The sequence below is a fragment of the Nocardia sp. NPDC055029 genome, assembly GCF_053608525.1.
Window position 1 is genome coordinate 72,345 of sequence record NZ_JBSGVQ010000012.1, and the last position, 25,905, is coordinate 98,249.

Sequence of the window (25,905 nt, forward strand, 5' to 3'; positions counted from 1 at the left end):
TCTATTCCTTGCCTGTTGATCTGAGAAGAGTGCGGCGGATCGTCCGGAGGACACCGGCCTCGGACTGTTCGAGGTAGAAGTGGCCGCCGGGGAACTGGCGCCACCGAGTGGCCGCGGTGGTGCAGTCGCGCCAGGCATCGAGTTCCTCGACCGGGGTCATCGGATCGTCGACGCCGCCGAGCGCGGTGATCGGCGTAGTCAGCCGTCCCGGCCGGTATCGGTATTCGGCGCCGAGCGCGAGATCGGCGCGCAGAGTCGGCGCGAAATGCCTGGCCAGCTCCGGTGATTCCAGGATTTGCGCCGGCACGCCCGCGTAGACCGTGTCGACCAAGCGCAGCAGGTCGATATCGTCCTCGGGAAGGTCCAACGCGAACTCGCGGCGCGGATGGGCGCGGGCGGAGACGAACAGGTGGTTCGGCGGCGCCTGCTCCTCGGTCAGCCGCCGCGCGACGTCGAAGGCGATCAGTCCGCCGAGGCTGTGCCCGAACAATGCCATCGGCCACGGCACATGCGCGACCAGCGCAGCGGTGATGTCATCGATCAGCGGCTCCCACCTGTCGGCGTGGCGCTCCCGCCACCGCTGCCCACGGCCGGGCAGGGTCACCCACCACAGTTCGATCTCCGGCGCCAGCTTGTCGACCCAGTTCTGGTACATCCGCGGATTGCCACCCGAATGGGCGAAGCAGACCAGCCGGACCGCCGGGCCGGGCTGTGGACGTGGGCAGGTCAGGACGCCGTTGTGGTTCGCCCGCAGAGTGGCGAGCGTGGGCGTACTCATGACTGCCCGCTCTGCACGGCGCTGTTCTCGCCAGGTCGATCCGGGTCCGCGCCGACGATGACGGCGGCCAGATCACGCGCCGACCCATCATCGAGCACTTCGAGCAACTTGTGCAGTGGGACGAGAATGCCCGATTCAGCCTCGAGCTCGTTCTTCATCTCGACGACGACCAAGGATTCGAGCCCGAACTCCCGGATCGGGGTCGACTCGTCGATCTCGGTCATCGGACGTCGCAGCGCACGCGCGATGCGTTCCCGGACGAATTCGGTGAGGGCCTGCAGCTGTGCGGGCCGGTCAGCGTGTGCGTCGCGACCGAGCGGGGCAGGTGCGCTCGACTCGCGCGCATCGGTCTTGCCGTCGACGGGATGTGTATGCGCGATCTTGCCGATATGTTCCGGCAGCCAATATCTCCTGCGCACCCAGGGATAGTGCGGCAGGTCGACCCGAGCGCCAGGCGGGTCGACCACCGCGTGCCACGTGATGTCGTGGCCGTCGACGTAGAGCTCGGCGAGGCTTCGATGCAGCGAGTCCGCGGCGGAGCGCTCCCGCCGCAGGCTCGCGACCAGGGCCGGGGAACGGCCGACATCGGCCGCCACCACGGCGAGGTCGCGGATCAGCACCGGATGCGGGCCCACCTCGAGCACTGTCGTGAGAGTGGAATCGGCGCGCAGTGCGGCCGTCACCGCGGGCGCGAACAGCACCGTGTCGACGAGATTGCGTGCCCAATGCTGCCCGGACAGCTGGTCGGCGCTGACCCGCTGCCCGGTCACCGTGGAGTACACGGGGATTGTGGGGGTGCTCGCCGTGATCGCGGCGACCTGCTCGGCGAACTCCTCGGCGCAGGGGGCGAGCAGTGTGCTGTGGAAGGCGTAGTCGACCGGCAGCCTTCTGACCATGGCCGCACGGGCCGACGCGGCGGCGGCCACCGCGTCGACGGCGTCCGCCGGACCGGTGATCACCGTCGACCGCGGCCCGTTGACCGCCGCGATACCGACTCCGGAGTCCGGGTCGAGCAGCGCCGCGACCTCATCGGCAGGCAGCGCGACGGCACACATCGCGCCACCGCGCGCGTACTTCTCGGTGAGTACCGCGCGGCGGACCAGAATATCGAAAGCCTGTTCCCTGGTCAGCATTCCGGCGACCGCGGCGGCCACGACCTCACCCATGCTGTGCCCCACCACCGCGGCGGGTGTCACTCCCCACGAACGCCACAGGGCCGTCAGCGCGAATTCGACCGCGGCGATGCAGATTTGGGCGATATCGGTGCGCTCGAGCCGGCTGTCGGCCGGGTCGGCCAGCAGTTCGGCCCGCAACGACCAGCCTGCCCGCTCGGCCACGACGACTTCACACGCGTCGAGTTCCGCGGCGGCGACCGGTTCGGCGTAGAGCGCCCTGCCCATCTCGGCCCACTGCGAGCCCTGGCCGCTGAACACGAACAGCGTCCGCTGCCGAGGTGAGGCTTTCGGCCTGCTGATCACTGTCGCCGACCCGGCGCGCTGGGCCAGTTCCTCGGTAGTTGCCCCGGTCAGGCACAGCCGTACCGGCAGGTGGGACCGTCTGGTGGCCGCCGCCGCGCAGATCTCGACGGCCGTGGCGAAATCGGCCTCGGCGAGCTGTTCGGCGTAGCGGGCGGCGAGGGCCCGAGCCGCGGGCGCGCTCCGCGCCGAGATCGGCAGGATCAGTGTGCCCTGGTCGCCACGCGCGGAGCTCGGGTTCCCGGTGTCGGTCTCGGCCGGGGTCCGTGGGCGCGACTCCACGATGGTGTGCACATTCGCACCACCGAAGCCGAAGGAGCTGACAGCCGCCAGCTTCGGGCCCGTGCGATCGGCCAAGGGCGTCGGCGCCTGTGGCAGCAGCAGCCTGGTTCCGGTCAGATCGATCTCCGGATTCACCCGCTCCAGATGCAAGTTCGCCGGGGCTTCGTCGTGCTCCAGGACCAGGATCGCCTTGATGAGGCCCGCGATGCCGGCGGCCGCCTCCTGATGGCCGAAATTCGTCTTCACCGCGCCCACCGGGCACGGGTCCGACCCCGCACCGTAGACAGTGCGGATCGCGTCGAATTCGATCGGATCGCCCAACGGTGTTCCGGTGCCATGCGATTCGATGTAGACCACGTCGTCGGGTTCGGCGTTCGCGTCGCGCAGCGCGCGGCGCAGCAGGTCGGTCTGCGCACGTGGGCTCGGTGCGGTGAGTCCATTGGTCCGGCCATCGTGGTTGACCGCCGTCCCGCGGATGACCGCCCGCGGTCGTTGTGCGCCGGCCACGGCGAACGACTCCCTGGTGAGTACCACCATGCCGCACCCTTCGGCGCGCACAATCCCCTCCGCCGACGCGTCGAAAGCCCGGCACCGTCCACCCGGTGCCAGCGGCAGCACCTTCTCGGTCACCGTCGTCGACACCGGCGACAAGATCGTGTTCACCCCGCCTACCAGAGCGATATCGCAGTCACCGTCGCGGAGCGCCCGCACCGCCAGGTGCAGTGCCATCAGTGAGGAAGAGCACGCGGTGTCGACAGCCATGCTGGGACCGCTCAGGTCCAGCACATACGACAGCCGGTTGGCGACGATGCTGTGGACCCCGCCCGGTGCGGTATAGGCATTGACGCCGGAGCTGTCGGCGACCTGCATCATGAGGTAGTCGGAGCCGTACACGCCGATGAACACCCCCGTTGTCGCGGTGCGCAGCGTGTCTAGCGTGAGACCGGCGTCTTCGATGGCTTCCCAGGCGACTTCGAGCACCAGCCGCTGCTGCGGGTCCATCCGTTCGGCCTCGGCGGGCGAGATGCCGAAGAACTCGGCGTCGAAGCTGTCGACCGTGCTGAGCAGGCCGCCGTAACGGCCGTTCGGGTCGACGCCTGCCCCGGGCCCGCGGCGCCCGTCGGTCCCGCCGAGCAGCTCGGTGACCGCGTCTACGCCGTCACGCAGCGCCGACCAGTAACTGTGCAGGTCTTCGATGCCGGAGGGCATTCGCACTGCCGCGCCGAGGACCGCCGCCGGTGCGGAGTGCGCCGCCAGTTGTGCTCGGAGTCGTCGAATCTCCTGCAGCGACTGCTGCAATATCTCGCGATGGGCGCCGGACGTCGTAGTAGTCATCGGGATTCCCCCTCAGAGTTGAGGTCCAGTTCGGCCGACAGCAGGTCGGCGAGTTCGTCGTCGGTGGCCTGGGCGAACACGGCATCGAGCTCCTCCGCGATCGGAGTCGTCGGCCGCGATGGCGACATCCGCTCGATCAGTTCGCCGACGAGTTGGTCGACGGTCGGATAGGCGAAGATCATGCTGGCCGACATCGGTTGCCCCAGACCGGCTTCCAGCCGGTTCCGCAGATCGACCGCCATCAGCGAATCGAAGCCGAGGTCGCGGAACGGCACCGTCGGGTCGATCGAGCCGGTCGTCCCGACGATGGTGGCGACTTGGCCGAGCACGAACTGGCGGACCAGTTCGGCCCGCTCGACCGGATCATCGATTCCGGACAGGTCGGGGGCGGCTCCGGCATCGGCACCGGTTGCCGAAACCCCTGCCAGGAGATCGGTGAGTAGTTCCCGCGCCGAGGGCGGGGTGTTCGGACCCGCCAGCGCCGTCAGATCGAAGGCGGCGGCGGCCAGTACCGGCGCGGGATCCGTCAAGGCCGCCGCCAGCAGAGCCAAGGCGTCGTCGGGGGCGAGCGCGGGAACGCCGAGGGCCGCGAGTCGTCGATCACTCCCGACGGCGGCAGCGAGGCCGATCTCGGCCCACGGACCCCAGGCGATGCTGACAGCCGGGAGGCCATCGGCGACCCGCGCTGAAGCCAGCGCGTCCAGATAGGTGTTGGCCGCCGCATAGGCGGCCTGACCCGGTGAGCCGAACATCCCCGCCAGCGAGGAGAACAGCACGAAGTGCTCGAGCGGCTGAGCCAGCGTCGCGCGGTGCAGATTCCACGCGCCCCTGGCCTTTCCGGCGAACGCGCGGTCCAGCTGCGCGTTCTCGAATTCGCCGATCACACCGTCCTCGAGCACGCCCGCCAGGTGGAAGACTCCGCCGAGGGGGCTCGCACTCGCGACCACCGCTTCGAGGGCGTCGGCATCGGCGAGGTCCACCGCCGCCACCTCGACATGGGTGCCACGCGCCCGCAGTTCCTCGATCACCAGCGCCGCGTAGGGGGTCGGGGCCGACCGGCCGAGCAACACCAGCCTGCGTACCCCCTGCGAGCTCAGCCACTGCGCCAGCCGCAAGCCGAGTCCACCGAGTCCACCCGTGACGAGATAGCCGAGTCCGGCGTCGAACGCCGGGGTCGAGCGAGCGCGCGGCGCGGGCAGCAGGCGGGGAACCGCCGCGGTCGCGCCGATCGCCCATTGCCCCAGCGGCTGCGGATGACGCAAGACAGCGACCAGCCGGTCCAGTTCGAACGCACTCGGAGCGGCCGGGAGATCGACAACACCACAACCCAATTCGGGATGCTCGGTCGCGATCACCCGCGCGACACCCCACAGGGCCGCCGTGGAAAGTCCGCCGACTCGTGGATCCTGTTGCGTGTGCGCGGTCAACAGCCACAGTCGAGGGGTGCGGCCGTCCTGGGTGAAACGCTCGGTCATCGAGCGTGCCAGGCTGATCGCCGCCGCGGCACGGCCTGCCGAGACGACCGCATCGGGGTCACCCGGGTCGGCGAAGCCACGGGCGTCGACGATGCCGACGAGGTCGTCTTCTTGGGCCAGCAGCGCATCCAGTTCGGCCGCGCTGTCGGCGTTTCCGAGCACGCAGCTGTCGCCACGGCCGCTCAACCGCGCCGATAATGCGCGCAGCGGCGCGGTATCGGTGCCGAGGACAAGCCAGCGGCCAGGCTCGATCGGCGCGGGCGCCGATTCGTGTGCTGTCCAGGACAGCCGATACAACCTGCCACGGTCGACAGCCGGGGCGCTGCTCTTGGTGACCTGAAAGTCCATCGCCGACCAGATCGGCGTCCCGTCGCCGGTGAGTACCACCAGGTCCGCGGTCAGGTCACGATCGCCGTACTCGACTATCCGCGCGTGGCACCAGACCTCGGTGATCGGCTCGCTGGTAGCCGAGGACTGTACGCGGGTCGCGCCGGAGGGCAACGGCAATGTGCCCGGCTCCAGCTGCCGGCCCGCGGCGGCCGCGATGGTGTGCAGGCAGGCGTCGAGCAGCGCGGGGTGTATCCCGGTGTGCCTGCCAGGCCCGAGGGCCGCGCTGAACTTGCCGATCGCCTCGCCGTCGCCGCGCTGCAGCAGCGTCATGGCGCGAAACGCCGGGCCGTAGTGGAGGCCCGCCGCAGCGAGATCGGCGTAGAACTGCGCGATCGAGACGGGCTCGGCGCACCGAGCGAGCAGGTCGTCGAGCGCGGGAACCCGGCGCTCCGCGAGCCGGCCCGGCGCGGCATCGAGCCAGCCGCGCGCGTGCGTCAGCCGGGTGCCTGCCGGATCGGAAATGATCGCGAATTCCGAACGCCCACCTGCGGATTCGATCACGAGCTGCACCGGAACCTGTTCGCCCGCGCGGACGAGCGGGGCGTCGAAACTGACGTTGCTGAGCACGACCGTCGGCGACGCGTCGACGGCAGTCCGCCCGGCGCCGGCACCAGCCGCCGCGGCGAGCCAGTAGGTACCCGGCACCACAACCACACCATCGACGACGTGATCGGCGATCTCGGGTGCGGCGTCGAGCTCGATCGGCCACACGCCGAGTTCGGGGTGGGTGCCGACGGAGACCCGCGCGCCGAGCAGCCGGCTCGAAGCCGCACCGGCTCCGGCGCCTTCGCCGGGCCCGAGAGCCCGGATCAGCGGGAAACGCTGATGGTTCCAGCCCTGTGACGGGACCGCTACCGCGTCGGCGACCGGGTGAATCGCCTCCCAATCCAGGCTCACGCCGGATACGTAGATCTCGCCCAGCGCGTGCAGGAACGCGAATACCTCGTCCTCGTCACGACGTGTCGACGACACCACCACCACATCCGCTGTCGCCGAGGTGGCCTCGGCGATCTCCCCGAGTGACCGGGAAAGCACCGGGTGCGGTGCGATCTCTACGAACGTGTCGTGCCCTTCGGACAGCATCCGGCCGACCGCGGTATCGAACAGCACCGTCTCGCGCAGATTGCGCGACCAGTAGTCGCCATCGGCGAGCGTGTCCGCGGACACGGCACCGGTGACCGTCGAATACCACGGCAGCGCGGGACGCTGCGCGGTGATGCCCTCGATGCCGGCGCGCAAGCGCGGCCGCAACGGCTCCACAGCCGGACTGTGGGCGGCGAAGTCGACCGCGATGCGCCGGGCGAACACGCCGTCGGCCTCCAGCTGCCGGACAATCCCGTCCAACGCCTGCGGAGGACCGGAGAGCACCGTCGCGCGAGGTCCGTTCACCGCTGCCACCGACACTGTGTCGAGGTGCTCGGCGAGCACCGTTTCCAGTTGCGCCGCATCGAGTTCGACGAGCGCGAGTCCGCCGTGGCCGGAGATCTCGGTGAGCAGCCTGCTCCGTACCGAGACGACGCGCGCGGCATCGGCGAGCGAGAGCGCACCACTGACGTGGGCAGCGGCGATCTCACCCATACTGTGCCCGCACACAGCGGCGGGCTCTACGCCGAAAGCTCGCCAGGTCTGCGCCAACGCCACCTGCATCGCGAACAGCGCGGGCGGCACCTGCGCGGTGCCGTGCGCGACGAGTCCGGTATCGGCCGACCACAGTGATTCACCCAGCCAGGCCGACAGTTCGGTGTCGGCGCGTTCGATCGCCTCGCGAAACGCCGGAATGCTCTTCGCCAGCCCGCGCCCCATCCCGTCCCACTGCGAACCCTGCCCGGGGAAGATCAGCCCCACCTGGCGTTGGCCTGTCGCCCGCGGCCGTGGTCCGCAGATGCCGCGAGCCCGTTCGCCTTCGGCGATAGCGGTCATGCTTTCGACCAGGTCGTCGACATCGCGCACGATCACCGCGGCCCGATGCGTGTCGTGATCGGCTCGCCGGGCAGCGGTCGCAGCGGCGCGCGCCAGCCATCCCGGGTCGTGCCCGTCTCGTCGGGCGACAGCAGCCCAGCCCCGAGCACGGCGGCGCAGGCCGGCTTCCGTCTGCGCCGACACCGGGAAGAGCAGGTATTCGGTGGTTCGCTGTGCCGACCGCGGTTCGGCCGTCGGCGCGGTGGACAGCACCACATGGGCGTTGGTGCCGCCGAAGCCGAACGAACTGGTTCCCGCGACAGCACTGCCCGCAGTGTCGACAGGCAGCGACTCGACCTGGGTCTGGACGACCACGGGGACGGTATCCAGGCCCATTCTCGGATTCGGCCGCTGAAAGTGCAGCGTCGGCACCAATTGCCGATGATGCAGCGACAGCGCGGTTTTGATCAATCCGGCGATGCCGGCGGCGGCCTCGAGATGTCCGAGATTCGATTTCGCCGAACCGATTCGCAATGGCGTGGCCGGGTCACGGCCCGCACCGAGCACCGTGGCAAGCGCCCCGACCTCGATCGGGTCGCCGACAGCTGTGCCGGTACCGTGTGCCTCCGCATAGGTGACGGAAGCGGGGTCGACGCCGGCGCTGTGATAGGCCGCGCGCAACACACGTTCTTGCGCGGGGCGGCTCGGCGCTATCAGACCGTTGGTCCGCCCGTCCTGATTGACCGCGCTGCCACGGATCACGGCATAGACCCGGTCCCCGTCAGCGAGTGCCTTGTCCAGTCTCTTGAGGACGACAACGCCCGCCCCCTCACTGCGGACGTAGCCGTCGGCGCTCTCGTCGAACGGCTTGCACCGGCCGTCCGGAGCCATCAGCCTGCCCTTGCTGAAGCTCAGCGCGATGCGTGGGCCTGCGATCACATTGACCCCGCCCGCCAAGGCGAGCTCCGACTCCCCTGCCCGCAGCGACTGGCAGGCCAGGTGCACGGCGACCAGTGATGACGAGCAGGCAGTGTCGACCACCATGCTCGGGCCCGCCAGGTTCAGGCAGTACGACAGCCGGTTGGCGATGACACTCAATGCCGCACCGGTACCGTCCTGGGCCGACACCTCGGTGCCGGGTGCGAGCACCGCGACGCCGTGGTCGTAGGACGATGCGCCGATGAAGACACCGGTCGGGGTCGCCGCCAGGCCGCGCGGTCCGATCCCGGCGTCGTCGAGCGCGGTCCACGCCACTTCGAGTAGCTGGCGTTGCTGGGGATCCATTCGCACGGCCTCCCTGGCCGCGATGCCGAAGAAGTCCGCGTCGAAATGGTCGACGCCGGAAAGAAATCCACCCCACTTGGTGGTCATCCGGCCTGGAGCATCAGGATCGGGATCGTAGAGTTCGTCGGCATTCCAGCGATCCGAAGGCACCTCGCTGATCGCATCGACTCCGTGCCGCAGCAGGTCCCAGAACTGTGCGGGACCGTCGGCGCCGGGGAATCGGCAGCCGATGCCGACGATCGCGATCAGCTCGCCCTCGGTACCGGCCTCGGCCGGCTCCTGCAGTCGGCGCACGGGGCCCCGCACTTCGCCGCGTCCGCCGGTGCCCGGCTGGGCCGCCACGGCCATCTGCTCCGCGAGCGCCACGGCGGCGGAGGTGATGCTGGGATAGTCGTAGGCGAATGTCGGCGAGAGCGTCAGTCCGGTCCAGCGCTGGAGATCGTCGGACAGCTCCACCGCCTGCAGCGAGGACAATCCGAGTGCGACGAACGGGACGTCGACCGCCAGGCTCTCCCCCTCCACGCCGAGCAGGGAACCGATTCGCTCGACCAGCCACGTGACAATCTGATCCGCCCGCGACATCACTGCGCTCCGACCGTCAGCGACTGCTGTGCCAGGGTCAGCTCGCCCGCCTCGAAGGCGGCACGAGTGCCGCGGCGCTGCAGCTTTCCGCTCGAGGTCTTGGGCACTGTGCCCGCCGGAACCAGCAGTACATCGGCAGGGGTGATCGAATGGTCGATGGTGATCGCGGCACGCAAGGCTGCCGACAGCGCGGCCACGTCGATGCCGGTAGCGTCCGCACGCGTCTCCGCGACCACGATCAGCTCTTCGCCGCCGGCCCGGTCGGACGCGAACGCCGCGGTGCAGCCGCGTCGTACCAGCGGGCTCGCGTTCTCGACCGTGGCCTCGATGTCTTGCGGGTAGTAGTTGCGCCCACCGACGATGATCAGGTCCTTGCGGCGGCCGACCACATACAGTTCGCCGTCGACGACCGCACCGAGGTCGCCACTGCGCAGCAAGGGGCCGCGACGTGGCGACACCGTTTCCGCGCGGAATGTCTCGGTCGTCGCGTCCGCGTTCTGCCAATACCCGGCGGCCACATCGGGGCCACCGATCCAGATCTCGCCGACGTCGCCCTCGGCAACCGGGGTCCGGGTTTCCGGGTCGACGATCAGAAGCTCGCGATGCGACGCGACGACACCAGAGCTGACCAAGGTATGCCCCGCCCCTGCTACGACCCGGCCTTCCGCCAGCTGCGCCCTGTCCACCGACAGGGTCACCGCGCCTGCCCCACGCACCGCACCGGCGGTGAACAACGTCGATTCGGCCAGGCCGTAGCAGGGGTAATGACTGCGCGGGTCGAATCCGTGGGGTCCGAACTCCCTGGCGAACTTGGCCAATGTCTCGTCGCGAATCGGCTCCGCGCCATTGAACATGACCTCGAGCGAACTGAGGTCGAGCCCTTCGCGCTCTGCGGCGGGGATGCGACGGCAGCACAGCTCGAAGGCGAAGTTCGGGCCGCCGGTAATCGTGGCCGAGTATCGGGTCACCGCGCGCAGCCAGCGCTCCGGGCGTTGGACGAAGGTCAACGGCGGCAGCAGAACAGTGCTGCCGCCCGCGTAGATCGCGGGCACGATCAGCCCCATCAATCCCATGTCATGGAACAACGGCAGCCAGCCGACGATGCTCGATTCGGGGCGGTAGCCCATGCTGTGGCACATCAGCTCCTGGTTGTGCATGAGCGCGTCGTGGGTGACGACCACACCCTTCGGAGCCGAGGTCGAACCCGAGGTGTACTGCAGGAAGGACACGTCGGCTCCGGTCGGGAAGACCGGCTCGAACCCTGTGTCGTCGGTCGCGTCGGTACCCACCCAACGCAACGCACCCAGTTCGGGCGCCGCGGCGAGCAGGGCCTGGCGGGTCTGTTCCGGAGCGCCGGCGAGCACCACGGTGGCCCCGCAGTCCGCGGCGATCGTCCGGAGGGTGTCGATCCGACGCGGCGAGGTGATCGGGAAAGGCGGGTAGACCGGCACCGCGATCACCCCCGCGTACTGGCAGGCCAGGAACGCGAGCACGAAATCGGCCGAATCCGGGGCGATGATGAGTGCCCGCTCACCCGGTGCGGCCACCGCCGCCAATCGGGACGCGATCGCTGTGGCGCGCACCCCGACCTCGCCGAATGTCAACGACAGCGATTCGTTTTCGCCATCGGCCAAAAACGTGTAGGCAGTCCGATTCGTATCTTCGGTAGCACGCAGAGAAATAGCCTCCGCGAGAGTTCTTGCCCGGAGTGTTGTCTCCATCGTCATGCTCCTACCCATATCCATCCGGCTCGGGGGAATTCGTATCGCGCAGCAGCCGAAACCGTCCTCCCTCGACACGATTCGGACAGTACCGACGGCAGACCGTGCCGCGAAAGGTGAACGAGTCACCTTCCAATGGGCTGAATTGCCTGTCTCCCAAGGTGTATCACTTCCGGGACGGGTCCGGAGGAAGCATGCCGGACCATGCGAGGTACCCCGTTCGTCGTATCGCGCGGGCGCCCGGTGAAGAAATATCGTGCCGCTGGACGGGATAGTCGAATACAGAGTGGAGAGACCGTTGACCGACCTCAGCATGGGACCTTCTGTCGCGATCTGGTCAGATTTCGGTGGTGTATTGACCCCGCCGGTCGCCGATACTTTTGCGGCATTCTGCCAAAAAACCGGGCTGGCACCGGATCCGCTTCGTTCGGCAATTGCAGCCGTGACCGCCACATTTGGCACCGAGGACATGATGCTGCCGCTGGACACACCGTTGGTCACCGAGGACGAGTGGCTGGACCTGGTGCGCGCGGCACTGGCCGAGCAGGGGATTCATGCCGCGATCCCGAGTTTGGCCGAGACGTGGTTCGCCGACAGGCCGGCCAACACCAGCTGGGTGAACGCGCTGCTGCGGTACCGCACCGAGGGCGCGTTCGTCGGCATGCTGTCCAACATGCCGCCCGCCTGGGAGCCCTACTGGCGAAAGATGGTGGTCGCCGACGAGCTGTTCGACACCGTGGTCAACTCCGCACAGGTCGGTTGCCGCAAGCCCGACCGCGAGATCTTCGACCTGGCGGCCGAACGGGCGGGCATTGCCCCGGATCGGTGCATCCTGGTGGACGACCTGCCACAGAACTGCGCCGGCGCTCGCGCGGCAGGCTGGCGCGCAGTCCTGTTCGTCGACGCAGAGCAGGCCATCGCCGACGTGGAACGAGCCGTCGACCACTGACGCCGAGGCGGCCGCATCACACTATTGCCGGACTGTCCGCGCATCGGCGGACAGTCCGGCCTCTTTCGCATCTTTCGGATGCCATCGGGTATTCAGGCCGAGTCCTGCCGGCCTTCGAGGGTGCGATACCGGTTGACCGCGTCGATCCGCGAGACCGCCCCCAGCTTGTCGAAAATGCTACGCAGATGGCGTTTGACCGTTCCCTCGGTGATCGACAGGGCATTGGCGATCTGACGATTCGTCATAGCCTCGCCGACCAGGCGAACGACCTGTTCCTCACGCGCAGAGAGTCTTCCGCGACTCGATGGTCCGCCGCATGTCAGGAATTCGCGGGGCACGGTGACCGTGATCTGGTTCTCCACCGACGCCACACCCCGGATCGAAGTCACCAGTTCGGTGCGGGAAATCCCCTTGTGAAGAAAGCAGCGAACACCGATCTCCAGCATGTCGTACAACACGTGTCCGGGGCCGCCCGAATTCAACACCACGATCGCGGCGTCGGGAAATGCCCGAATCAGCGAGCGGGTGATCCGTACAGCGCCACTGCTGATTTCGTCGATGTCGAGCACGATCACATCCGGGGGCACCGCGCCGGACCTTCTGTCGGCTTCGTTCCATGACACCCCGCGGATGACGACGAAGTCGTCTTCGGAACCCAAGAACCCACACAGCATTTCTCGCGTCAGGGAGTTGTCGGCCACCACCTCGATGCTGACCGTCGGCTCGGACAACGCGGTGTTCGGGATTACCAGATACCGGGTAGCCAGATCGGGTGTCCGGATCGGAATCCCGCGGCACTCGGAGCCGATACTCGCGCGCTCCGCTACTGCTTGTGTGGGTTCGGTTGGTCTCACTACGCCCCCTCGGATACTGCCGCCATGGATCCTGGATGCGCGAACTGCGTGCCGGCCCGGCCGCTGACTCCATCCGGCCACGCATACTCAGGAAGGCTCGGCGATGAACCACAAACCGTCGCCGACCGAGGAGCGGTCTTGCCCCGCGATAGCCTCATTCTGAAACACACACTCACACTTGATGTTTCGAGGCGTGACTTGGTTATAGGTAGTGACGCTATCCCTCTTCCGAGGCGCCGACAACCCACCTTTGAGCAAAACGCCCGGTCACATCTACTGTTCTCCAGTTGTTTACCTCGTTCTTTCACTTCCCGCATCCTCATTCGGCGACGATGCGGACCGCATACGGCATGATGCCATCCTCGCGGACCGGTGAAATCTTGACCACATCACCGGATTCGGGCGCCTCGATCATCGTCCCGTTGCCCAGGTAGAGCGCGACGTGCGCGCTGCCGCCCGGGCCCCAGAACAGCATGTCGCCGCGTTCGCGGTCCTCGACGTCGACGCGGGTGCCCGCGTTGTACTGGTAGCCGCTGTAGTGCGGCAGGGAGACGCCGATGCCCGCGAAGGCGTAGAGCATCAGGCCCGAGCAGTCGAAGCCGATCTTGTTGTAGTCGCCGTGCGCGTCGCCGGTGCCGCCGTCACGGATGCCGAGGGTGGGTCCGCCCTCGTCGCCGCCGCCCCAGGCGTAGGTGACGCCGAGTTGCGACATCGCCCGGTCGATCACCGTCTCGATCGCGGCCGACCCGGTGACCTGCGGTTTCGTCGGCTTGGGTTTGGTCTTGCGTGGTGAGGCCGGAGAGGATTCGAGCTCGGTGTGTGGGCGCTGCCCCTCGCCGAGCTTGGCGGCGCGGTCGCGGGCGGCCTTGTCGGCGGCGGCGCGGGCGGCCGCGGCGTTGGCGGCGGCGAGCAGCGCGGTCAGCTCGGCCTTGCGCTGGTCGTCCCAGGCCAGGAACACCTCGCGCTGGCTCTGCAGCCCCGACACCGTCGCGCGGGCGACATCGAGGGCGGACTGGGCCGCCGCGCGGTCGCGCTGCAGCGTGTCGCGGGCCGTGGCCTGGGTGTCGAATTCGGTCTTGGCGACGGTGACCGCGGTCTGGGCGGCATTCTTCTTCTGCTCGGCGGCGCCGGCGGCGCCGTCGGCGTCGGCCTTGGCCTGGCGGGCCGCCGCGTTCTGGTTGGCCTGGGCGATCTGGGTGCGGCGCAGGTCGTCGAGCGCCTGGCGCTGATTCTTCGAGACCATGCTCAGCACCTGCGCGCGGTCCATCGCGGCATCGGGCGTGGCGGAGGCCAGGTAGGTGACGACCGAGCTGTTCACCGGCCGCACATAGGCCTGGGTGGCGAACTGGTCGAAGTCCTGGCGGGCCGCGCCGACTTGCGCGCCCGCGTCGGCGAGCAGTGCCTGCGAGTCGGTGACCGCGGCCGCGGCCGCGTCGGCGGCGTCTCTGGCGGTCTGCAGGTCGACCAGCGCCTGGTTGACCGCCTCGCGTTTGGCGGCGAGCGCGTCGTCGAGGGCCTGTAACTGCTGATCGGCCGCGGCGACCCGGTTGATCAGCACGCCGATTTCGCTCACCCGCGCGTCGACCTGCGCGCCCGCGCCCGCGATCTCACCGTCGGAGGGATTGGGCGGCGGCGGTGGCACCGCCGCGACCTGCCCCGCGCCCGCGAACACGGCCAGCGCCATCAGCAATCCCGCCGCTACCCGTAATAGACCTGGTTCGTCCTGCCTGCCCGCACCGCGCACGGCACCTCCGAGTGACTCGACTCGACATACGCCACCGGCGCATCAGCCCACCCACCGACCACACGAGTCGACCAATGCCCCCTGTACCACTGCATTCACGATCACGATCACCGCAACCGTACGACACATAGTTCACAAGGGAAACAACCGCCACAGCGACACGGGGATGCAATTAGCGGATAGCCCGAAAGTAGCCTGTCGGAGGTCAGCTTTTCACGGCAGAAAACAGACCGACGGTCTGGAAATGTTGCTGAAGGGAAACCAGTTACTTGACGGAACCCGCGTCAGCGCGGCGGGCCGACGCGGCAACCTGCGTGTCGGCATCGGGACCGCGGCGCGCCTTCACGAAGTACAGCCCGGCGATCACCAGCGCGGCCAGCGTCAGCAACACCGCGGTGATCACACTCCAGGACACACCCTCCGGCTGCTCCAGCCGGTCGACGAAGGCCTGCACGGCCTCCTCGGGGTGATTCCCCTTGTACTTGGCGACGTCCTCGGCCCACTCGAGCCGGACCCGGCTGATGCCGTCGCTGTAGGTGCCGACCCAGTCGTCGCTGAAGACCGCGACCGTGCCGTCGGTGCTTTTGCCCACCTCGGTGGCCAGGTCACGTAGGCTCGAGTCGTGGCCGGGGTTGCCTGGAACGACAACGACGCTCAGCGGGATCCCCTCGGATCGCGCCTGGGCGACGATCGCCGCCAGCTTCTCCTGGTTCACGCCCTTGGGGGCGGCGACGTGATTGTCGGCGAGATCGGACCGGACACTGCTCAGCACGGTATTCGGCGGCAGTTCGGCGGCCATCGGCGCGAAGGTGTGCAAGACGGTCATCTTCCATCCGGTCTTTCGAGCCTCGGTCGCCTACGTTGCGACGGGCATCCAACACTGCAGGGTGAGCGTCAAAGCGTCATTCCCCGACTCGCTCGACTGGCACAGTACGCGACGACGCGCGCGGACACGCTCACACGGCACGCCCAACCGCCCCCGCGTATTTCATAGGACAAGCGTACTGTTAGGCTCGTACGGCGAGGAAACCGGCATCTCACGGCGCCGGATCCCCCTCCGAAGACGCGAGTCGCCGGCACAGCCCCGCCGGCGGCACACCCTCACACATGAGTGGAGCTGACGTGACGAAGATTGATACCTTCGGCGCCAAGGGCACGCTCGAGGTCGGAAGCAACTCCTACGAGATCTTCCGTCTCTCGGCTGTTCCCGGCACCGAGAAGCTGCCCTACGCCCTGAAGGTGCTGGCGGAGAACCTGCTGCGCACCGAGGACGGCGCCAACATCACCGCCGATCACATCCGCGAGATCGCGAACTGGGATCCCTCGGCGCAGCCGAGCGTCGAGATCCAGTTCACCCCCGCGCGCGTGATCATGCAGGACTTCACCGGCGTGCCCTGCATCGTCGACCTCGCCACCATGCGTGAGGCCGTCACCACCCTCGGCGGCGACCCGAGCAAGGTGAACCCGCTCTCCCCCGCCGACATGGTCATCGACCACTCGGTCATCCTGGACGTCTTCGGCCGCGCCGACGCGCTGGAGCGCAACGTCGAGCTCGAGTACGAGCGCAACGGCGAGCGCTACCAGTTCCTGCGCTGGGGCCAGGGCGCCTTCGACGACTTCAAGGTCGTCCCCCCTGGCATGGGCATCGTCCATCAGGTCAACATCGAGTACCTGGCCCCGACCGTCATGGTCCGCAACGGCCAGGCCTACCCCGACACCTGTGTCGGCACCGACTCGCACACCACCATGGTCAACGGCCTCGGCGTGCTCGGCTGGGGCGTCGGCGGCATCGAGGCCGAGGCCGCGATGCTGGGCCAGCCGGTCTCCATGCTGATCCCGCGCGTCGTCGGCTTCAAGCTGACCGGTGAGATCAAGCCGGGCGTCACCGCCACCGACGTGGTGCTGACCGTCACCGACATGCTGCGCAAGCACGGCGTCGTCGGCAAGTTCGTCGAGTTCTACGGCGCCGGTGTGTCCGAGGTGCCGCTGGCCAACCGCGCCACCCTCGGCAACATGAGCCCCGAGTTCGGTTCCACCGCGGCGATCTTCCCGATCGACGAGGAGACCATCAACTACCTGCGCCTGACCGGCCGCACCGACGAGCAGCTCGCGCTCGTCGAGGCGTACGCCAAGGAACAGGGCATGTGGCACAACGCCGACAACGAGCCCGCGTACTCGGAGTACCTGGAGCTGGACCTGGGCACCGTCGTGCCGTCCATCGCCGGTCCGAAGCGCCCGCAGGACCGCATCCTGCTCAGCGAGTCCAAGAGCGCCTTCCGCTCCGACATCGTCAACTACGTGGGCGAGGGCGAGCTGACCGCGCTGGACGAGGCGGGCGACGAGTCCTTCCCGGCTTCCGATTCGGTCGCCGTGTCCGCGAACGCCGCCGACGACACCTACACCCCGGCCCACTCGGCCGCCAAGGGTGCCAACGGCCGTCCGTCCAAGCCGGTCGAGGTCCGCTCGGCCGAGCGCGGTGACTTCGTCCTCGATCACGGCGCCGTCGTGGTCGCGGGTATCACCTCCTGCACCAACACCTCCAACCCGTCGGTCATGCTCGGCGCCGCCCTGCTCGCCCGCAACGCGGTGGAGAAGGGCCTGTCGACCAAGCCGTGGGTGAAGACCAACATGGCGCCGGGCTCGCAGGTCGTCTCCGACTACTACGAGAAGGCAGGCCTGTGGCCCTACCTGGAGAAGCTGGGCTTCTTCGTCGGTGGCTACGGCTGCACCACCTGCATCGGTAACACCGGCCCGCTGCCCGAGGAGATCTCGGCCGCGATCAACGACAACGACCTCTCGGTCACCGCCGTGCTGTCGGGTAACCGCAACTTCGAGGGTCGCATCTCCCCCGACGTGAAGATGAACTACCTGGCCTCCCCGCCGCTGGTCATCGCCTACGCGCTCGCGGGCACCATGGACTTCGACTTCGAGACCGACGCGCTCGGCCAGGACACCGAGGGCAACGACGTCTTCCTGAAGGACATCTGGCCTTCGGCCCAGGAGATCGACGACACCATCAAGTCCTCGATCAACCAGGACATGTTCCGCAACTCCTACGCCACCGTCTTCGACGGCGACGCGCGCTGGCAGGGCCTGGCCACCCCGGAGGGCGACACCTTCGCGTGGGACGAGAAGTCGACCTACGTCCGCAAGGCGCCGTACTTCGACGGCATGTCGATGGACCCGAGCCCCGTCACCGACATCAAGGGCGCCCGCGTCCTTGCGCTGCTGGGCGACTCGGTCACCACCGACCACATCTCCCCGGCAGGCCCGATCAAGCCCGGCACCCCCGCCGCGCAGTACCTCGACGCCAACGGTGTGGCCCGCAAGGACTACAACTCGCTGGGCTCGCGTCGTGGTAACCACGAGGTGATGATCCGCGGCACCTTCGCCAACATCCGGCTGCGCAACCAGCTCCTCGACGACGTCTCGGGTGGTTACACCCGCGACTTCACCCAGGACGGTGGCCCGCAGGCGTTCATCTACGACGCCTCGCAGAACTACCAGGCCGCCGGCATTCCGCTGGTCGTGCTCGGTGGCAAGGAGTACGGTTCGGGCTCCTCGCGTGACTGGGCCGCCAAGGGCACCAGCCTGCTGGGTGTGAAGGCCGTCATCACCGAGTCGTTCGAGCGCATCCACCGCTCCAACCTCATCGGCATGGGCGTTGTGCCGCTGCAGTTCCCGGCCGGCCAGTCGGCCGCGTCGCTGGGCCTGACCGGCACCGAGACCTTCGACATCGAGGGCATCACCGCCCTCAACGAGGGTGTCACCCCGAAGACCGTCAAGGTCACCGCCACCGCGGAAGACGGCAAGGTCACCACGTTCGACGCGGTCGTCCGCATCGACACCCCCGGTGAGGCCGACTACTACCGCAACGGCGGCATCCTGCAGTACGTCCTGCGCAACATGATCCGCGGTTAAGCACCTCGGTGTCCGGTGGTGCAGTATCGAATGATGCTGCACCACACGGGCATCCGTTAACGGATGCCCTTCTTGCGACAGCCCCCGTCTCGGAGTTCCGGGGCGGGGGTCCGTGTATTTCCCGTTGGAGGACTCATGCCCAAGGTCAGCGACGACCACCTCGCCGCCCGCCGCAGCCAGATCCTCGACGGCGCGCGGCGCTGCTTCGCCGAATACGGCTACGACGGCGCCACGGTGCGCCGTCTGGAAGAGGCCATCGGCCTGTCCCGCGGCGCGATATTCCACCACTTCCGGGACAAGGACGCGCTGTTCTTCGCCCTGGCCAAGGACGACGCCGAGCGCATGGCCGAGGTCGCGGCCAACCAGGGCATCGTGCAGGTCATGCGCGACATGCTCGCCCGCCCAGAGGAATTCAACTGGCTGGGCACCCGCCTCGAGATCGCGCGCCGGGTGCGCACCGACCCCGAGTTCCGGGCCGGCTGGACCCAGCGCTCGGCCGAGCTGACCGCGGCCACCCTCGCCCGCCTCGAGCGCCGCAAGGCGGCAGGCGCCCTGCGCGACGACGTCCCCACCGACGTCCTGCTCGGCTATCTCGACCTCGTCCTCGACGGCCTCATCGCCCGCATCGCCTCCGGTCACACCGACGAAAACCTTTCCGCCGTACTGGATCTCGTCGAAGCCTCGGTGCGCCGCAAGGAAGCCTGAGTTACGCTCAGCGTGGCCATGGAGTAGTTCAGCAGGTAGAACACCGCCTCGACATGACGGAGGTCGCGGGCTCGAATCCCGCCTCCATGGCCGCCAGAATTCCCCGATTGCGATCGGCGGGATCAACGGTCTTGATCATTGTGCCGTTGGGGATCGGCTAGCCCTCGAGGCTCTTCAGCAGGATGCGGGCGATGCGGTCGAGCGATTCCTGATCGGCGGGATCCAGCACGGACAGCATCGCTGTCTCGTTCTCCGTGTGCGCGCCGACGACGACATCGACAAGTTCACGCCCCTCCTCGGTCAGCGCGACCAGCACTGCTCTGCGGTCACCCTGATCGGCGATCCGGCGGACCAGGCCCCCTGCTTCCAGGCGATCGATGCGGCCGGTCATCCCCGCGCGCGACAGCATCAGGGTGTCGGCGAGCACCGAGGGGTTGAGTTCGCACGGTGTGCCCGAACGGCGCAGTGCCGCAAGCACATCGAACTCCCCACGCTGCAAGCCGTGTGCGGTGAACACGGCTTCGATGCGGGCCGTCGCCACCGTCATCAATCTGCCCAGCCTGCCCAGGACCGCCATCGCGGCGAGGTCGAGGTCGGGGCGTTCGCGCTGCCACTGGGCGGCGATGGCGTCGACGGCGTCCGGTTCATCCATGGACACGATTCTATTCGCTGCGATATAGTTCGGTACCGAATTATCAACCAGCGAATGGAACTGCCATGACGAACACTCGCGACATCGCCCTCTGCCTGCCCGAGGACGCCGAAGTCCTCGGCACCGACTCCGTGCGGATGCGCCTGCTCACCGACGCGAACGCCAGCGACGGCACCGTCAGCACTCTGGAAGTCACCATGGACAGGGGCGCCGACGGCGCGGCACCGCACTTCCACACCCGCTCCGACGAACTCTTCTACGTCGCCGACGGCGAACTCCAGGTCATGGCGGGCGACCGCATCCTCACCGTCGGCGCGGGCGGCTCCCTGGTTGTCCCCCGCCTGATGCCCCACGCCTTCGGCGCCACTCCCGACAGCGGCGCCCGCATCCTCATCGCCCTGATGCCCGGCGTCCAGCGCTTCGAATACTTCCGCCTGCTCGACCGGCTCATCCACGGCCAGGCGACCCACGACGAATTCCTCGCCGCCCAAGAGGAGTTCGACAACCACTTCGTCGACGCCCCCACCTGGTGGGCCGAACGCAACGCCCACCGCCGCTGACCGATCGGCCATACCGAACCGTCCGGACTGTGGTGCAGATTGCAGCCGAATCGGGAACAACGCTGGCGAAGCCGCCGGTTGTACACCGTATGACGTTCTCCGTACCGGTCCTCGTCCGCGGCTATGAGCTCGACACCCAGGGCCATCTCAACCATGCCGTCTACCACCAGTACGGCGAGCATGCCCGCTGGGAGCTGATGCGGGCAGCGGGGATCCCGCAGGACAAGTTCCTCGCCAGTGGCATCGGGGCCGTCGTGCTCGAGTCGACGATCAAGTACCGGCGGGAGCTGCGCGGCGGCGACGAGGTGACCGTGACGTGCGAATTCGATTGGGACGGCGGCAAGGTCTTCCGGTTCCACCACAAGATCATCAAGCTCGACGGAACCGTCTCCGCCGAGATCACCGTGGTGGCGGGCGCGATGGATCTGACCGAGCGCAAGCTGGTCGCCAACCCCGCCGAGCACTTCCGCGGTCTCGCCGAGCACCCCGAACTGCTCGGCCTCTGACCTGCCCGGCACGGCCCGTATCGCCCAGCAATTCCAGGGCGATGCGGGCCGCGGTCGTGTCAAGCATCGTTAGCTGATCGATTGCCGGTGCGACGGGGCGATCAGCGGTCCGGTTGTCCGAAATTCTCTCCCCGCTAGGCGATCACGCGCCGCTCGGCGGTTTGCCCGGGGCTCTGCAAATCTCGCGAACCGACTCGGCGACGCCCGCTCGCACGCTATGATCCGAAGCACCTTCGGGGGCTCTGGCAAATCGCGAGCAGACGAGAAGATCGGAGTGAGTGCCCATGACCGACGCCATCCACCTCCCCGCTACCGCGGCGTCCCGAGATCGGGGCCCGGCCTTGCGCGGATTGCTGGTGGCCGAGTCCGATCGCGACATCTCGGTGCGCGTCGACGGTGGTACGTGGACCTTCGACCGGCGGGATGTCGTGCGGCTCACCGAGGATCGCGCCGCGGCGGGTGAACGGCAGGTGTGCGTCGACATCCGGCCCGGCGCCACCGCCGATTTCACGCGCAGGATGCGCGTCGAACTGGTCGACCGGCCGATCACGCTGGCCCCAGAGCCGTCGGAGGCGCTCGGTGACGACCAGCTGGCCCAGGCCACCCGCACCTGGGCGGCCAAGCTGCGGATCGCCGAACGCGGCGGCGTCACCGGCGCCACGTTCACCTTCCGCGACGGCATCAACTGCGACAGCCTCGACTGAAGCGGCCCACCATCATGGAACGCGCGACCGACGCGGTGCTCATCGTCTCCGAAACCGACGACCTGCACGCCGATGCGCTGGCCGCCACCCTGCGAGAACACCACGGGCTCGACCCGATCCGGCTCGACCTGCGTGACTTCCCCACCGAGACAGGCAGTTTCCGGCTCGACAAGGCAGGCACCAACCGCGCGCTCGCCCATATCCACGGCCTCGACGACGTGCGCGCGGTGTGGTGGCGCAGGCCGCACCCGTGCCGGGTGCCGCACGGCGTTCGCGTCGCCGACGACGAGTTCCGCCAGGCCGAGTGCGACGGGTTCCTGCAGGGCATGCTGTGGTCGATCCCGGCGTACTGGGTCAACGATCCGGCCGCCGAACGCACCGCGAGCCGCAAGATCGTGCAGCTGGAGACGGCGCAGCGGGCCGGCTTCACCATTCCCGAGACGCTGATCACCAACGATCCGGACGAGGCCCGCAGTTTCGTCGAATCCCGTTCCGGCCCAGTGGTGTACAAGCGCACGGGGACCGGCCGCGGCGAGTTCTCCGAGACCCGGATCATCACCGGGTCCGAGTTGAGCAGGCTCGGTTCGATCCGGTCGACGCCCACCACGTTCCAGGACTATGTCGAGGCCAGCTGCGATCTGCGGGTGGTGTGGGTCGACGGCGTCGAGTGGACGGTGCGCATCGATTCGCAGGCGGGGGCCGGGCGGGTCGATTCCCGGCTCGACACCTCGGTGGGGTTCACGCGCGACCGGTTGCCCGCCTCGGTCAGCAAGTCGCTGGCCACCCTGATGGGCGCGCTGGGGCTGAGCTTCGGCGTCGTCGACCTGCGTCTGGGCAGCGACGGGGAGTACTACTTCCTCGAGGTGAACCCGCAGGGCCAGTTCGCGTATCTGGAGATCAAGACCGGCCTGCCGCTGTTCACCAGCCTGGCGAACCTGCTCGTCCGCGGGGACGGTGCCGTCGCCGACTGGTGAGCCCGCCTCAGTCGGCCGGATTCTTTCGCCGGTTGGCGCCGCCGCGGCCGCGCAACTCGACGTGCGATTCGACCAGCACATTGTGGATGAAGCCGTACGAGCGGCCGGTGGACCTGGCCAGGGAGCGGATGCTCGCTCCCGCCTCGTACTGTTTCTTCAGCTGGGACTGCAACCGGTCGCGGGACTTGCCCGTGACCCGGGTGCCCTTTCCCAGCGCTGTCTTGCCGATCGTCGCCTTGCCCTTGGCCGACCTAGCGGCCTGTCTCGCACTGTCGCTCATGGCTTCCTCCGAGTCGCCGAGCAGCTGATTCCAGGCTAGACACTCCGGAGTCGGTGATCAACGAAAACAGTGATGAAACTCACCTGAGACCCGCGAGTTCCCTCGCGACACAGCGTTTCACGCGCGACACACCGCCGTTTTGGGCGCCGATGGGCTCAGGCTGTGTTGATCGCCGCCTGACTCCGGGGCCCTGCGTGGTGACGCTGCGCTACCGCCTCCGAGCCCTGACGGCTCAGGCGAGGTCGATCAGCTCCGCGTACTCGTTGGACCAGTGGTCCTCGGTGCCGTCGGGCAGCAGGATGACGCGTTCCGGGTTCAGCGCCTCGGCCGCGCCCGGGTCGTGGGTCACCAGGACGACGGCGCCCGCGTAGGTGCGCAGCGCCTCGAGAACCTGTTCGCGCGAGACCGGGTCGAGGTTGTTGGTCGGCTCGTCGAGCAGCAGCACGTTCGCCGCCGAGGACACCAGCCCGGCCAGGGCCAGACGGGTCTTCTCACCGCCGGACAGGGTGCCCGCGGGCTGGTCGAGCTGGGGACCGGTGAACATGAAGGCGCCGAGCAGGCTGCGCAGCTCCTGCTCCCCCGCGTCCGGGGACGCGTGCCGGATGTTCTCCCACACCGAGGCCTCGTCGTCGAGGGTGTCGTGCTCCTGGGCGAAGTAGCCGACCTTGAGGCCGCGGCCCTGCTCGACCCCGCCCGACGTCGGCGTCTCGACGCCGGCGAGCAGCTTGAGCATGGTCGTCTTACCCGCGCCGTTGAGGCCGAGCACCACCACGCGGCTGCCCTTGTCGACGGCGAAGTTGACGCCGGTGAAGATTTCCAGGGACCCGTAGAGCTTGGTGAGGTTGTTCACCATCAGCGGGGTCTTGCTGCACGGCGCAGGCTCGGGGAAGCGGATGCGGGCGACCTTGTCGGCAACGCGCACGTCGTCGAGCTCCGACATCAACCGCTCGGCACGGCGCACCATCTGGTGTGCCGCAGCGGCTTTGGTGGCCTTGGCACCGAGCTTGGCGGCCTGCTGACGCAGCGCGCTCGCCTTCTTCTCGGCGTTGGCGCGCTCGCGGACGCGGCGCTGTTCGTCGGTGGCGCGGGCGTCGAGGTACTTCTTCCAGCCCATGTTGTAGACGTCGGGCTCACCGCGCACCGCGTCGAGGAACCACACCTTGTTGACCACGGCCTCGAGCAGTTCGACATCGTGGCTGATCACGATGAGGCCGCCGTCGTGGTTCTGCAGGAACCCGCGCAGCCAGGTGATGGAGTCGGCGTCGAGGTGGTTGGTCGGCTCGTCGAGCAGCAGGATGCGATCGGAGCGCCCGCCGGAGCCGTCGGAGGCGGAGAACAGGATGCGGGCCAGCTCGATGCGGCGGCGCTGACCGCCGGAGAGGGTGCGCAGCTGCTGGCCCAGGACCCGGTCGGGCAGACCGAGGCTGTTGCAGATGCGGGCCGCTTCGCTCTCGGCGACGTAGCCGCCGAGCGAGGAGAACTGGTCTTCGAGGCGGCCGTACTTGCGGATCGCCTTCTCGCGTTCCTTCTCGTCGACGACCTCGGCCATCAGCACCTGCTGCTTCTCCATGTCCCGGATCAGGGTGTCCAGGCCGCGGGCGGAGAGCACCCGGTCGCGGGCGATCACATCGAGATCGCCTTCCTTCGGGTCCTGCGGCAGGTAGCCGATCTCGGTGGAGCGCACGATCTTTCCGGCGTAGGGTTCACCCTCGCCCGCGAGGATGCGCAGGGTGGTGGTCTTGCCCGCGCCGTTGCGCCCGACCAGTCCGATCCGGTCGCCGGACTGCACCCGCAGCGCCGGCCCGGGGGCCGAGAGCAGGGTGCGGACTCCGGCCCGGACCTCCAGGTCGGTCGCCGTGATCACAGGGAATCTCCTCGTGTCGAAAAAAGGGTGGCCGCCGAACCGACCCATCGTGCACCGTCGGTCTCGGCAAGAACCACTCATTTTACCGTCCTCGAACTCGACCACCGAACCGGCGCCGCCCGGTGTGAGCCTGGTTACTCTCGTCGCATGACTACCGATCTCCTAGGCCGGACCGCCCTCGTTACCGGAGCGAGCCGCGGCATCGGCCTTGCCACCGCCGCCGAACTGATGCGCCGTGGCGCGAACGTGCTGATCACCGCGCGCAAGCCCGAGCCGCTCGAGGCCGCGGCGACCGAGCTGCGCGCCCTCGGGCACAAGGGCCAGGTGAGCACGCTGGCGGGCAACGCGGGCGATGCCGACGCCAGGGCCGAGGCCGTGGCCAGGGCGGTCACCGAGTTCGGTTCGCTGGACATCCTGATCAACAACACCGGCATCAACCCGGTGTACGGCTCGCTGATGGACGCCGACCTGGGCGGGGTCAGCAAGATCTTCGACGTGAACGTGGTCGCCTCGCTGGGCTACGTCCAGCAGGCGTACCGGGCGTGGATGGCCGAGCACGGTGGCGCGATCGTGAACGTCGCCAGTGTCGCGGGCATCCGGTCCTCCGGTGTCATCTCGGCCTACGGCGCGTCCAAGGCGGCGCTGATCCGGCTCACCGAGGAGCTGGCCTGGCAGCTGGGCCCGAACATTCGCGTCAACGCGGTGGCGCCGGGCGTGGTGAAGACCAAGTTCGCCGACGCGCTGTACTCGGCGGACGAGGAGCGGGCCGCGAGCGCCTACCCGTTGAAGCGGCTCGGCGTCCCGGAGGACGTGGCCAGGCTGATCGCGTTCCTGGTCTCCGACGAGGCCGCGTGGATCACCGGCGACTGCGTGCGGGTCGACGGCGGACTGCTGTCCACCGGCGGCATCTGAGCCTCCCGGACAACGCGAAGGGCGACACCGGTCCGAAGCGAAACCGGTGTCACCCAACA

General features: G+C 68.4%; 18 protein-coding genes and 1 tRNA gene. 9 read left to right on the top strand and 10 right to left on the bottom strand.

All coding sequences use genetic code 11. The annotated features are described in order from the left end of the window. Position 1: 1 nt before the first annotated feature. Genes ACWF9G_RS13800 through ACWF9G_RS13815 form a run of 4 tightly spaced genes read right to left on the bottom strand, consistent with a single transcriptional unit; the run spans position 2 to position 11,683 of the window. Positions 2-778, bottom strand: a complete 777-nt coding sequence (locus tag ACWF9G_RS13800) for a thioesterase II family protein (protein WP_452515527.1) — start codon at positions 776-778, stop codon at positions 2-4. Continuing rightward, complete coding sequence (locus tag ACWF9G_RS13805) at positions 775-3,870, bottom strand: type I polyketide synthase (protein WP_452515529.1); 3,096 nt, start codon at positions 3,868-3,870, stop codon at positions 775-777. Before ACWF9G_RS13805 ends, ACWF9G_RS13800 begins: the two co-directional genes overlap by 4 nt. Further along, positions 3,867-9,500, bottom strand: coding sequence for an SDR family NAD(P)-dependent oxidoreductase (locus tag ACWF9G_RS13810; RefSeq protein WP_452515531.1), 5,634 nt, complete (start codon positions 9,498-9,500; stop codon positions 3,867-3,869). The genes ACWF9G_RS13805 and ACWF9G_RS13810 overlap by 4 nt, the downstream gene beginning before the upstream one ends. After that, the gene (locus ACWF9G_RS13815; protein WP_452515533.1) at positions 9,500-11,683 is read right to left on the bottom strand and encodes a fatty acyl-AMP ligase; all 2,184 of its coding nucleotides are present in this window, start codon (positions 11,681-11,683) and stop codon (positions 9,500-9,502) included. The genes ACWF9G_RS13810 and ACWF9G_RS13815 overlap by 1 nt, the downstream gene beginning before the upstream one ends. On the opposite strand from ACWF9G_RS13815, the gene ACWF9G_RS13820 reads away from it, so the two are divergent. Next, positions 11,577-12,170 (top strand): HAD-IA family hydrolase, encoded by a 594-nt coding sequence (locus tag ACWF9G_RS13820; protein WP_452515535.1) that lies wholly within the window; start codon positions 11,577-11,579, stop codon positions 12,168-12,170. The two genes, ACWF9G_RS13815 and ACWF9G_RS13820, sit on opposite strands and share 107 nt — an antisense overlap. Positions 12,171-12,262: 92 nt before the next feature. Here ACWF9G_RS13820 and ACWF9G_RS13825 read toward each other — a convergent pair whose 3' ends face one another. The 3 genes from ACWF9G_RS13825 to ACWF9G_RS13835 form a co-directional block, all read right to left on the bottom strand. After that, positions 12,263-12,871: a LuxR C-terminal-related transcriptional regulator gene (locus tag ACWF9G_RS13825; RefSeq protein WP_452515537.1), complete on the bottom strand. Its 609-nt coding sequence runs from the start codon at positions 12,869-12,871 to the stop codon at positions 12,263-12,265. A 472-nt stretch (positions 12,872-13,343) separates the two neighbouring features. Then, positions 13,344-14,708, bottom strand: a complete 1,365-nt coding sequence (locus ACWF9G_RS13830; protein ID WP_452515538.1) for an NlpC/P60 family protein — start codon at positions 14,706-14,708, stop codon at positions 13,344-13,346. 325 nt (positions 14,709-15,033) lie between these two features. Further along, positions 15,034-15,594, bottom strand: a complete 561-nt coding sequence (locus tag ACWF9G_RS13835) for an Rv1476 family membrane protein (protein WP_379306656.1) — start codon at positions 15,592-15,594, stop codon at positions 15,034-15,036. Positions 15,595-15,875: 281 nt separating this feature from the next. Between ACWF9G_RS13835 and acnA the strand changes: the two genes are divergently transcribed. The 3 genes from acnA (at position 15,876) to ACWF9G_RS13850 (ending at position 19,490) form a co-directional block, all read left to right on the top strand. Beyond that, positions 15,876-18,689, top strand: coding sequence for an aconitate hydratase AcnA (acnA, locus tag ACWF9G_RS13840; RefSeq protein WP_379306658.1), 2,814 nt, complete (start codon positions 15,876-15,878; stop codon positions 18,687-18,689). 135 nt (positions 18,690-18,824) lie between these two features. Next, the gene (locus ACWF9G_RS13845; RefSeq protein ID WP_189023455.1) at positions 18,825-19,394 is read left to right on the top strand and encodes a TetR/AcrR family transcriptional regulator; all 570 of its coding nucleotides are present in this window, start codon (positions 18,825-18,827) and stop codon (positions 19,392-19,394) included. 14 nt (positions 19,395-19,408) lie between these two features. Further along, positions 19,409-19,490 (top strand) — tRNA-Val (locus tag ACWF9G_RS13850). A gap of 61 nt (positions 19,491-19,551) precedes the next feature. On the opposite strand, the gene ACWF9G_RS13855 is transcribed toward ACWF9G_RS13850, so the two are convergent. Then, positions 19,552-20,046, bottom strand: a complete 495-nt coding sequence (locus tag ACWF9G_RS13855) for a MarR family winged helix-turn-helix transcriptional regulator (RefSeq protein ID WP_452515541.1) — start codon at positions 20,044-20,046, stop codon at positions 19,552-19,554. Between the two features lie 65 nt (positions 20,047-20,111). On the opposite strand from ACWF9G_RS13855, the gene ACWF9G_RS13860 reads away from it, so the two are divergent. The 4 genes from ACWF9G_RS13860 (at position 20,112) to ACWF9G_RS13875 (ending at position 22,790) form a co-directional block, all read left to right on the top strand. Next, positions 20,112-20,606, top strand: a complete 495-nt coding sequence (locus tag ACWF9G_RS13860; protein WP_452515543.1) for a cupin domain-containing protein — start codon at positions 20,112-20,114, stop codon at positions 20,604-20,606. Positions 20,607-20,695: 89 nt separating this feature from the next. Beyond that, positions 20,696-21,112 carry an acyl-CoA thioesterase gene (locus ACWF9G_RS13865; protein ID WP_379306664.1) on the top strand — a complete coding sequence of 139 codons (417 nt, stop codon included), beginning with the start codon at positions 20,696-20,698 and terminating at the stop codon, positions 21,110-21,112. Between the two features lie 284 nt (positions 21,113-21,396). Next, positions 21,397-21,816 carry a hypothetical protein gene (locus tag ACWF9G_RS13870; protein ID WP_379306666.1) on the top strand — a complete coding sequence of 140 codons (420 nt, stop codon included), beginning with the start codon at positions 21,397-21,399 and terminating at the stop codon, positions 21,814-21,816. A gap of 14 nt (positions 21,817-21,830) precedes the next feature. After that, entirely contained in the window at positions 21,831-22,790 is a 960-nt protein-coding gene (locus ACWF9G_RS13875; protein ID WP_379306668.1) for an MvdC/MvdD family ATP grasp protein, read from the top strand. A gap of 7 nt (positions 22,791-22,797) precedes the next feature. On the opposite strand, the gene ACWF9G_RS13880 is transcribed toward ACWF9G_RS13875, so the two are convergent. Then, positions 22,798-23,070 (bottom strand): helix-turn-helix domain-containing protein, encoded by a 273-nt coding sequence (locus tag ACWF9G_RS13880; RefSeq protein WP_379306670.1) that lies wholly within the window; start codon positions 23,068-23,070, stop codon positions 22,798-22,800. A gap of 232 nt (positions 23,071-23,302) precedes the next feature. Continuing rightward, on the bottom strand, positions 23,303-24,934 hold the full coding sequence (locus ACWF9G_RS13885; RefSeq protein WP_379306672.1) for an ABC-F family ATP-binding cassette domain-containing protein: 1,632 nt from the start codon (positions 24,932-24,934) through the stop codon (positions 23,303-23,305). A 147-nt stretch (positions 24,935-25,081) separates the two neighbouring features. Between ACWF9G_RS13885 and ACWF9G_RS13890 the strand changes: the two genes are divergently transcribed. Continuing rightward, positions 25,082-25,846, top strand: coding sequence for an SDR family oxidoreductase (locus ACWF9G_RS13890; protein ID WP_452515546.1), 765 nt, complete (start codon positions 25,082-25,084; stop codon positions 25,844-25,846). Positions 25,847-25,905 lie beyond the last annotated feature (59 nt).

Excerpts from the sequence above, each read along its gene's own strand:
- ACWF9G_RS13800 (WP_452515527.1), bottom strand. The coding sequence starts at position 778 with ATGAGTACGCCCACGCTCGCCACTCTGCGGGCGAACCACAACGGCGTC.
- ACWF9G_RS13805 (WP_452515529.1), bottom strand. The coding sequence starts at position 3,870 with ATGACTACTACGACGTCCGGCGCCCATCGCGAGATATTGCAGCAGTCG.
- ACWF9G_RS13810 (WP_452515531.1), bottom strand. The coding sequence starts at position 9,500 with ATGTCGCGGGCGGATCAGATTGTCACGTGGCTGGTCGAGCGAATCGGT.
- ACWF9G_RS13830 (WP_452515538.1), bottom strand. The coding sequence starts at position 14,708 with ATGGCGCTGGCCGTGTTCGCGGGCGCGGGGCAGGTCGCGGCGGTGCCA.
- ACWF9G_RS13835 (WP_379306656.1), bottom strand. The coding sequence starts at position 15,594 with ATGACCGTCTTGCACACCTTCGCGCCGATGGCCGCCGAACTGCCGCCG.
- acnA (WP_379306658.1), top strand. The coding sequence starts at position 15,876 with ATGAGTGGAGCTGACGTGACGAAGATTGATACCTTCGGCGCCAAGGGC.
- ACWF9G_RS13845 (WP_189023455.1), top strand. The coding sequence starts at position 18,825 with ATGCCCAAGGTCAGCGACGACCACCTCGCCGCCCGCCGCAGCCAGATC.
- ACWF9G_RS13855 (WP_452515541.1), bottom strand. The coding sequence starts at position 20,046 with ATGGATGAACCGGACGCCGTCGACGCCATCGCCGCCCAGTGGCAGCGC.
- ACWF9G_RS13860 (WP_452515543.1), top strand. The coding sequence starts at position 20,112 with ATGACGAACACTCGCGACATCGCCCTCTGCCTGCCCGAGGACGCCGAA.
- ACWF9G_RS13865 (WP_379306664.1), top strand. The coding sequence starts at position 20,696 with ATGACGTTCTCCGTACCGGTCCTCGTCCGCGGCTATGAGCTCGACACC.
- ACWF9G_RS13870 (WP_379306666.1), top strand. The coding sequence starts at position 21,397 with ATGACCGACGCCATCCACCTCCCCGCTACCGCGGCGTCCCGAGATCGG.
- ACWF9G_RS13875 (WP_379306668.1), top strand. The coding sequence starts at position 21,831 with ATGGAACGCGCGACCGACGCGGTGCTCATCGTCTCCGAAACCGACGAC.
- ACWF9G_RS13880 (WP_379306670.1), bottom strand. The coding sequence starts at position 23,070 with ATGAGCGACAGTGCGAGACAGGCCGCTAGGTCGGCCAAGGGCAAGGCG.
- ACWF9G_RS13890 (WP_452515546.1), top strand. The coding sequence starts at position 25,082 with ATGACTACCGATCTCCTAGGCCGGACCGCCCTCGTTACCGGAGCGAGC.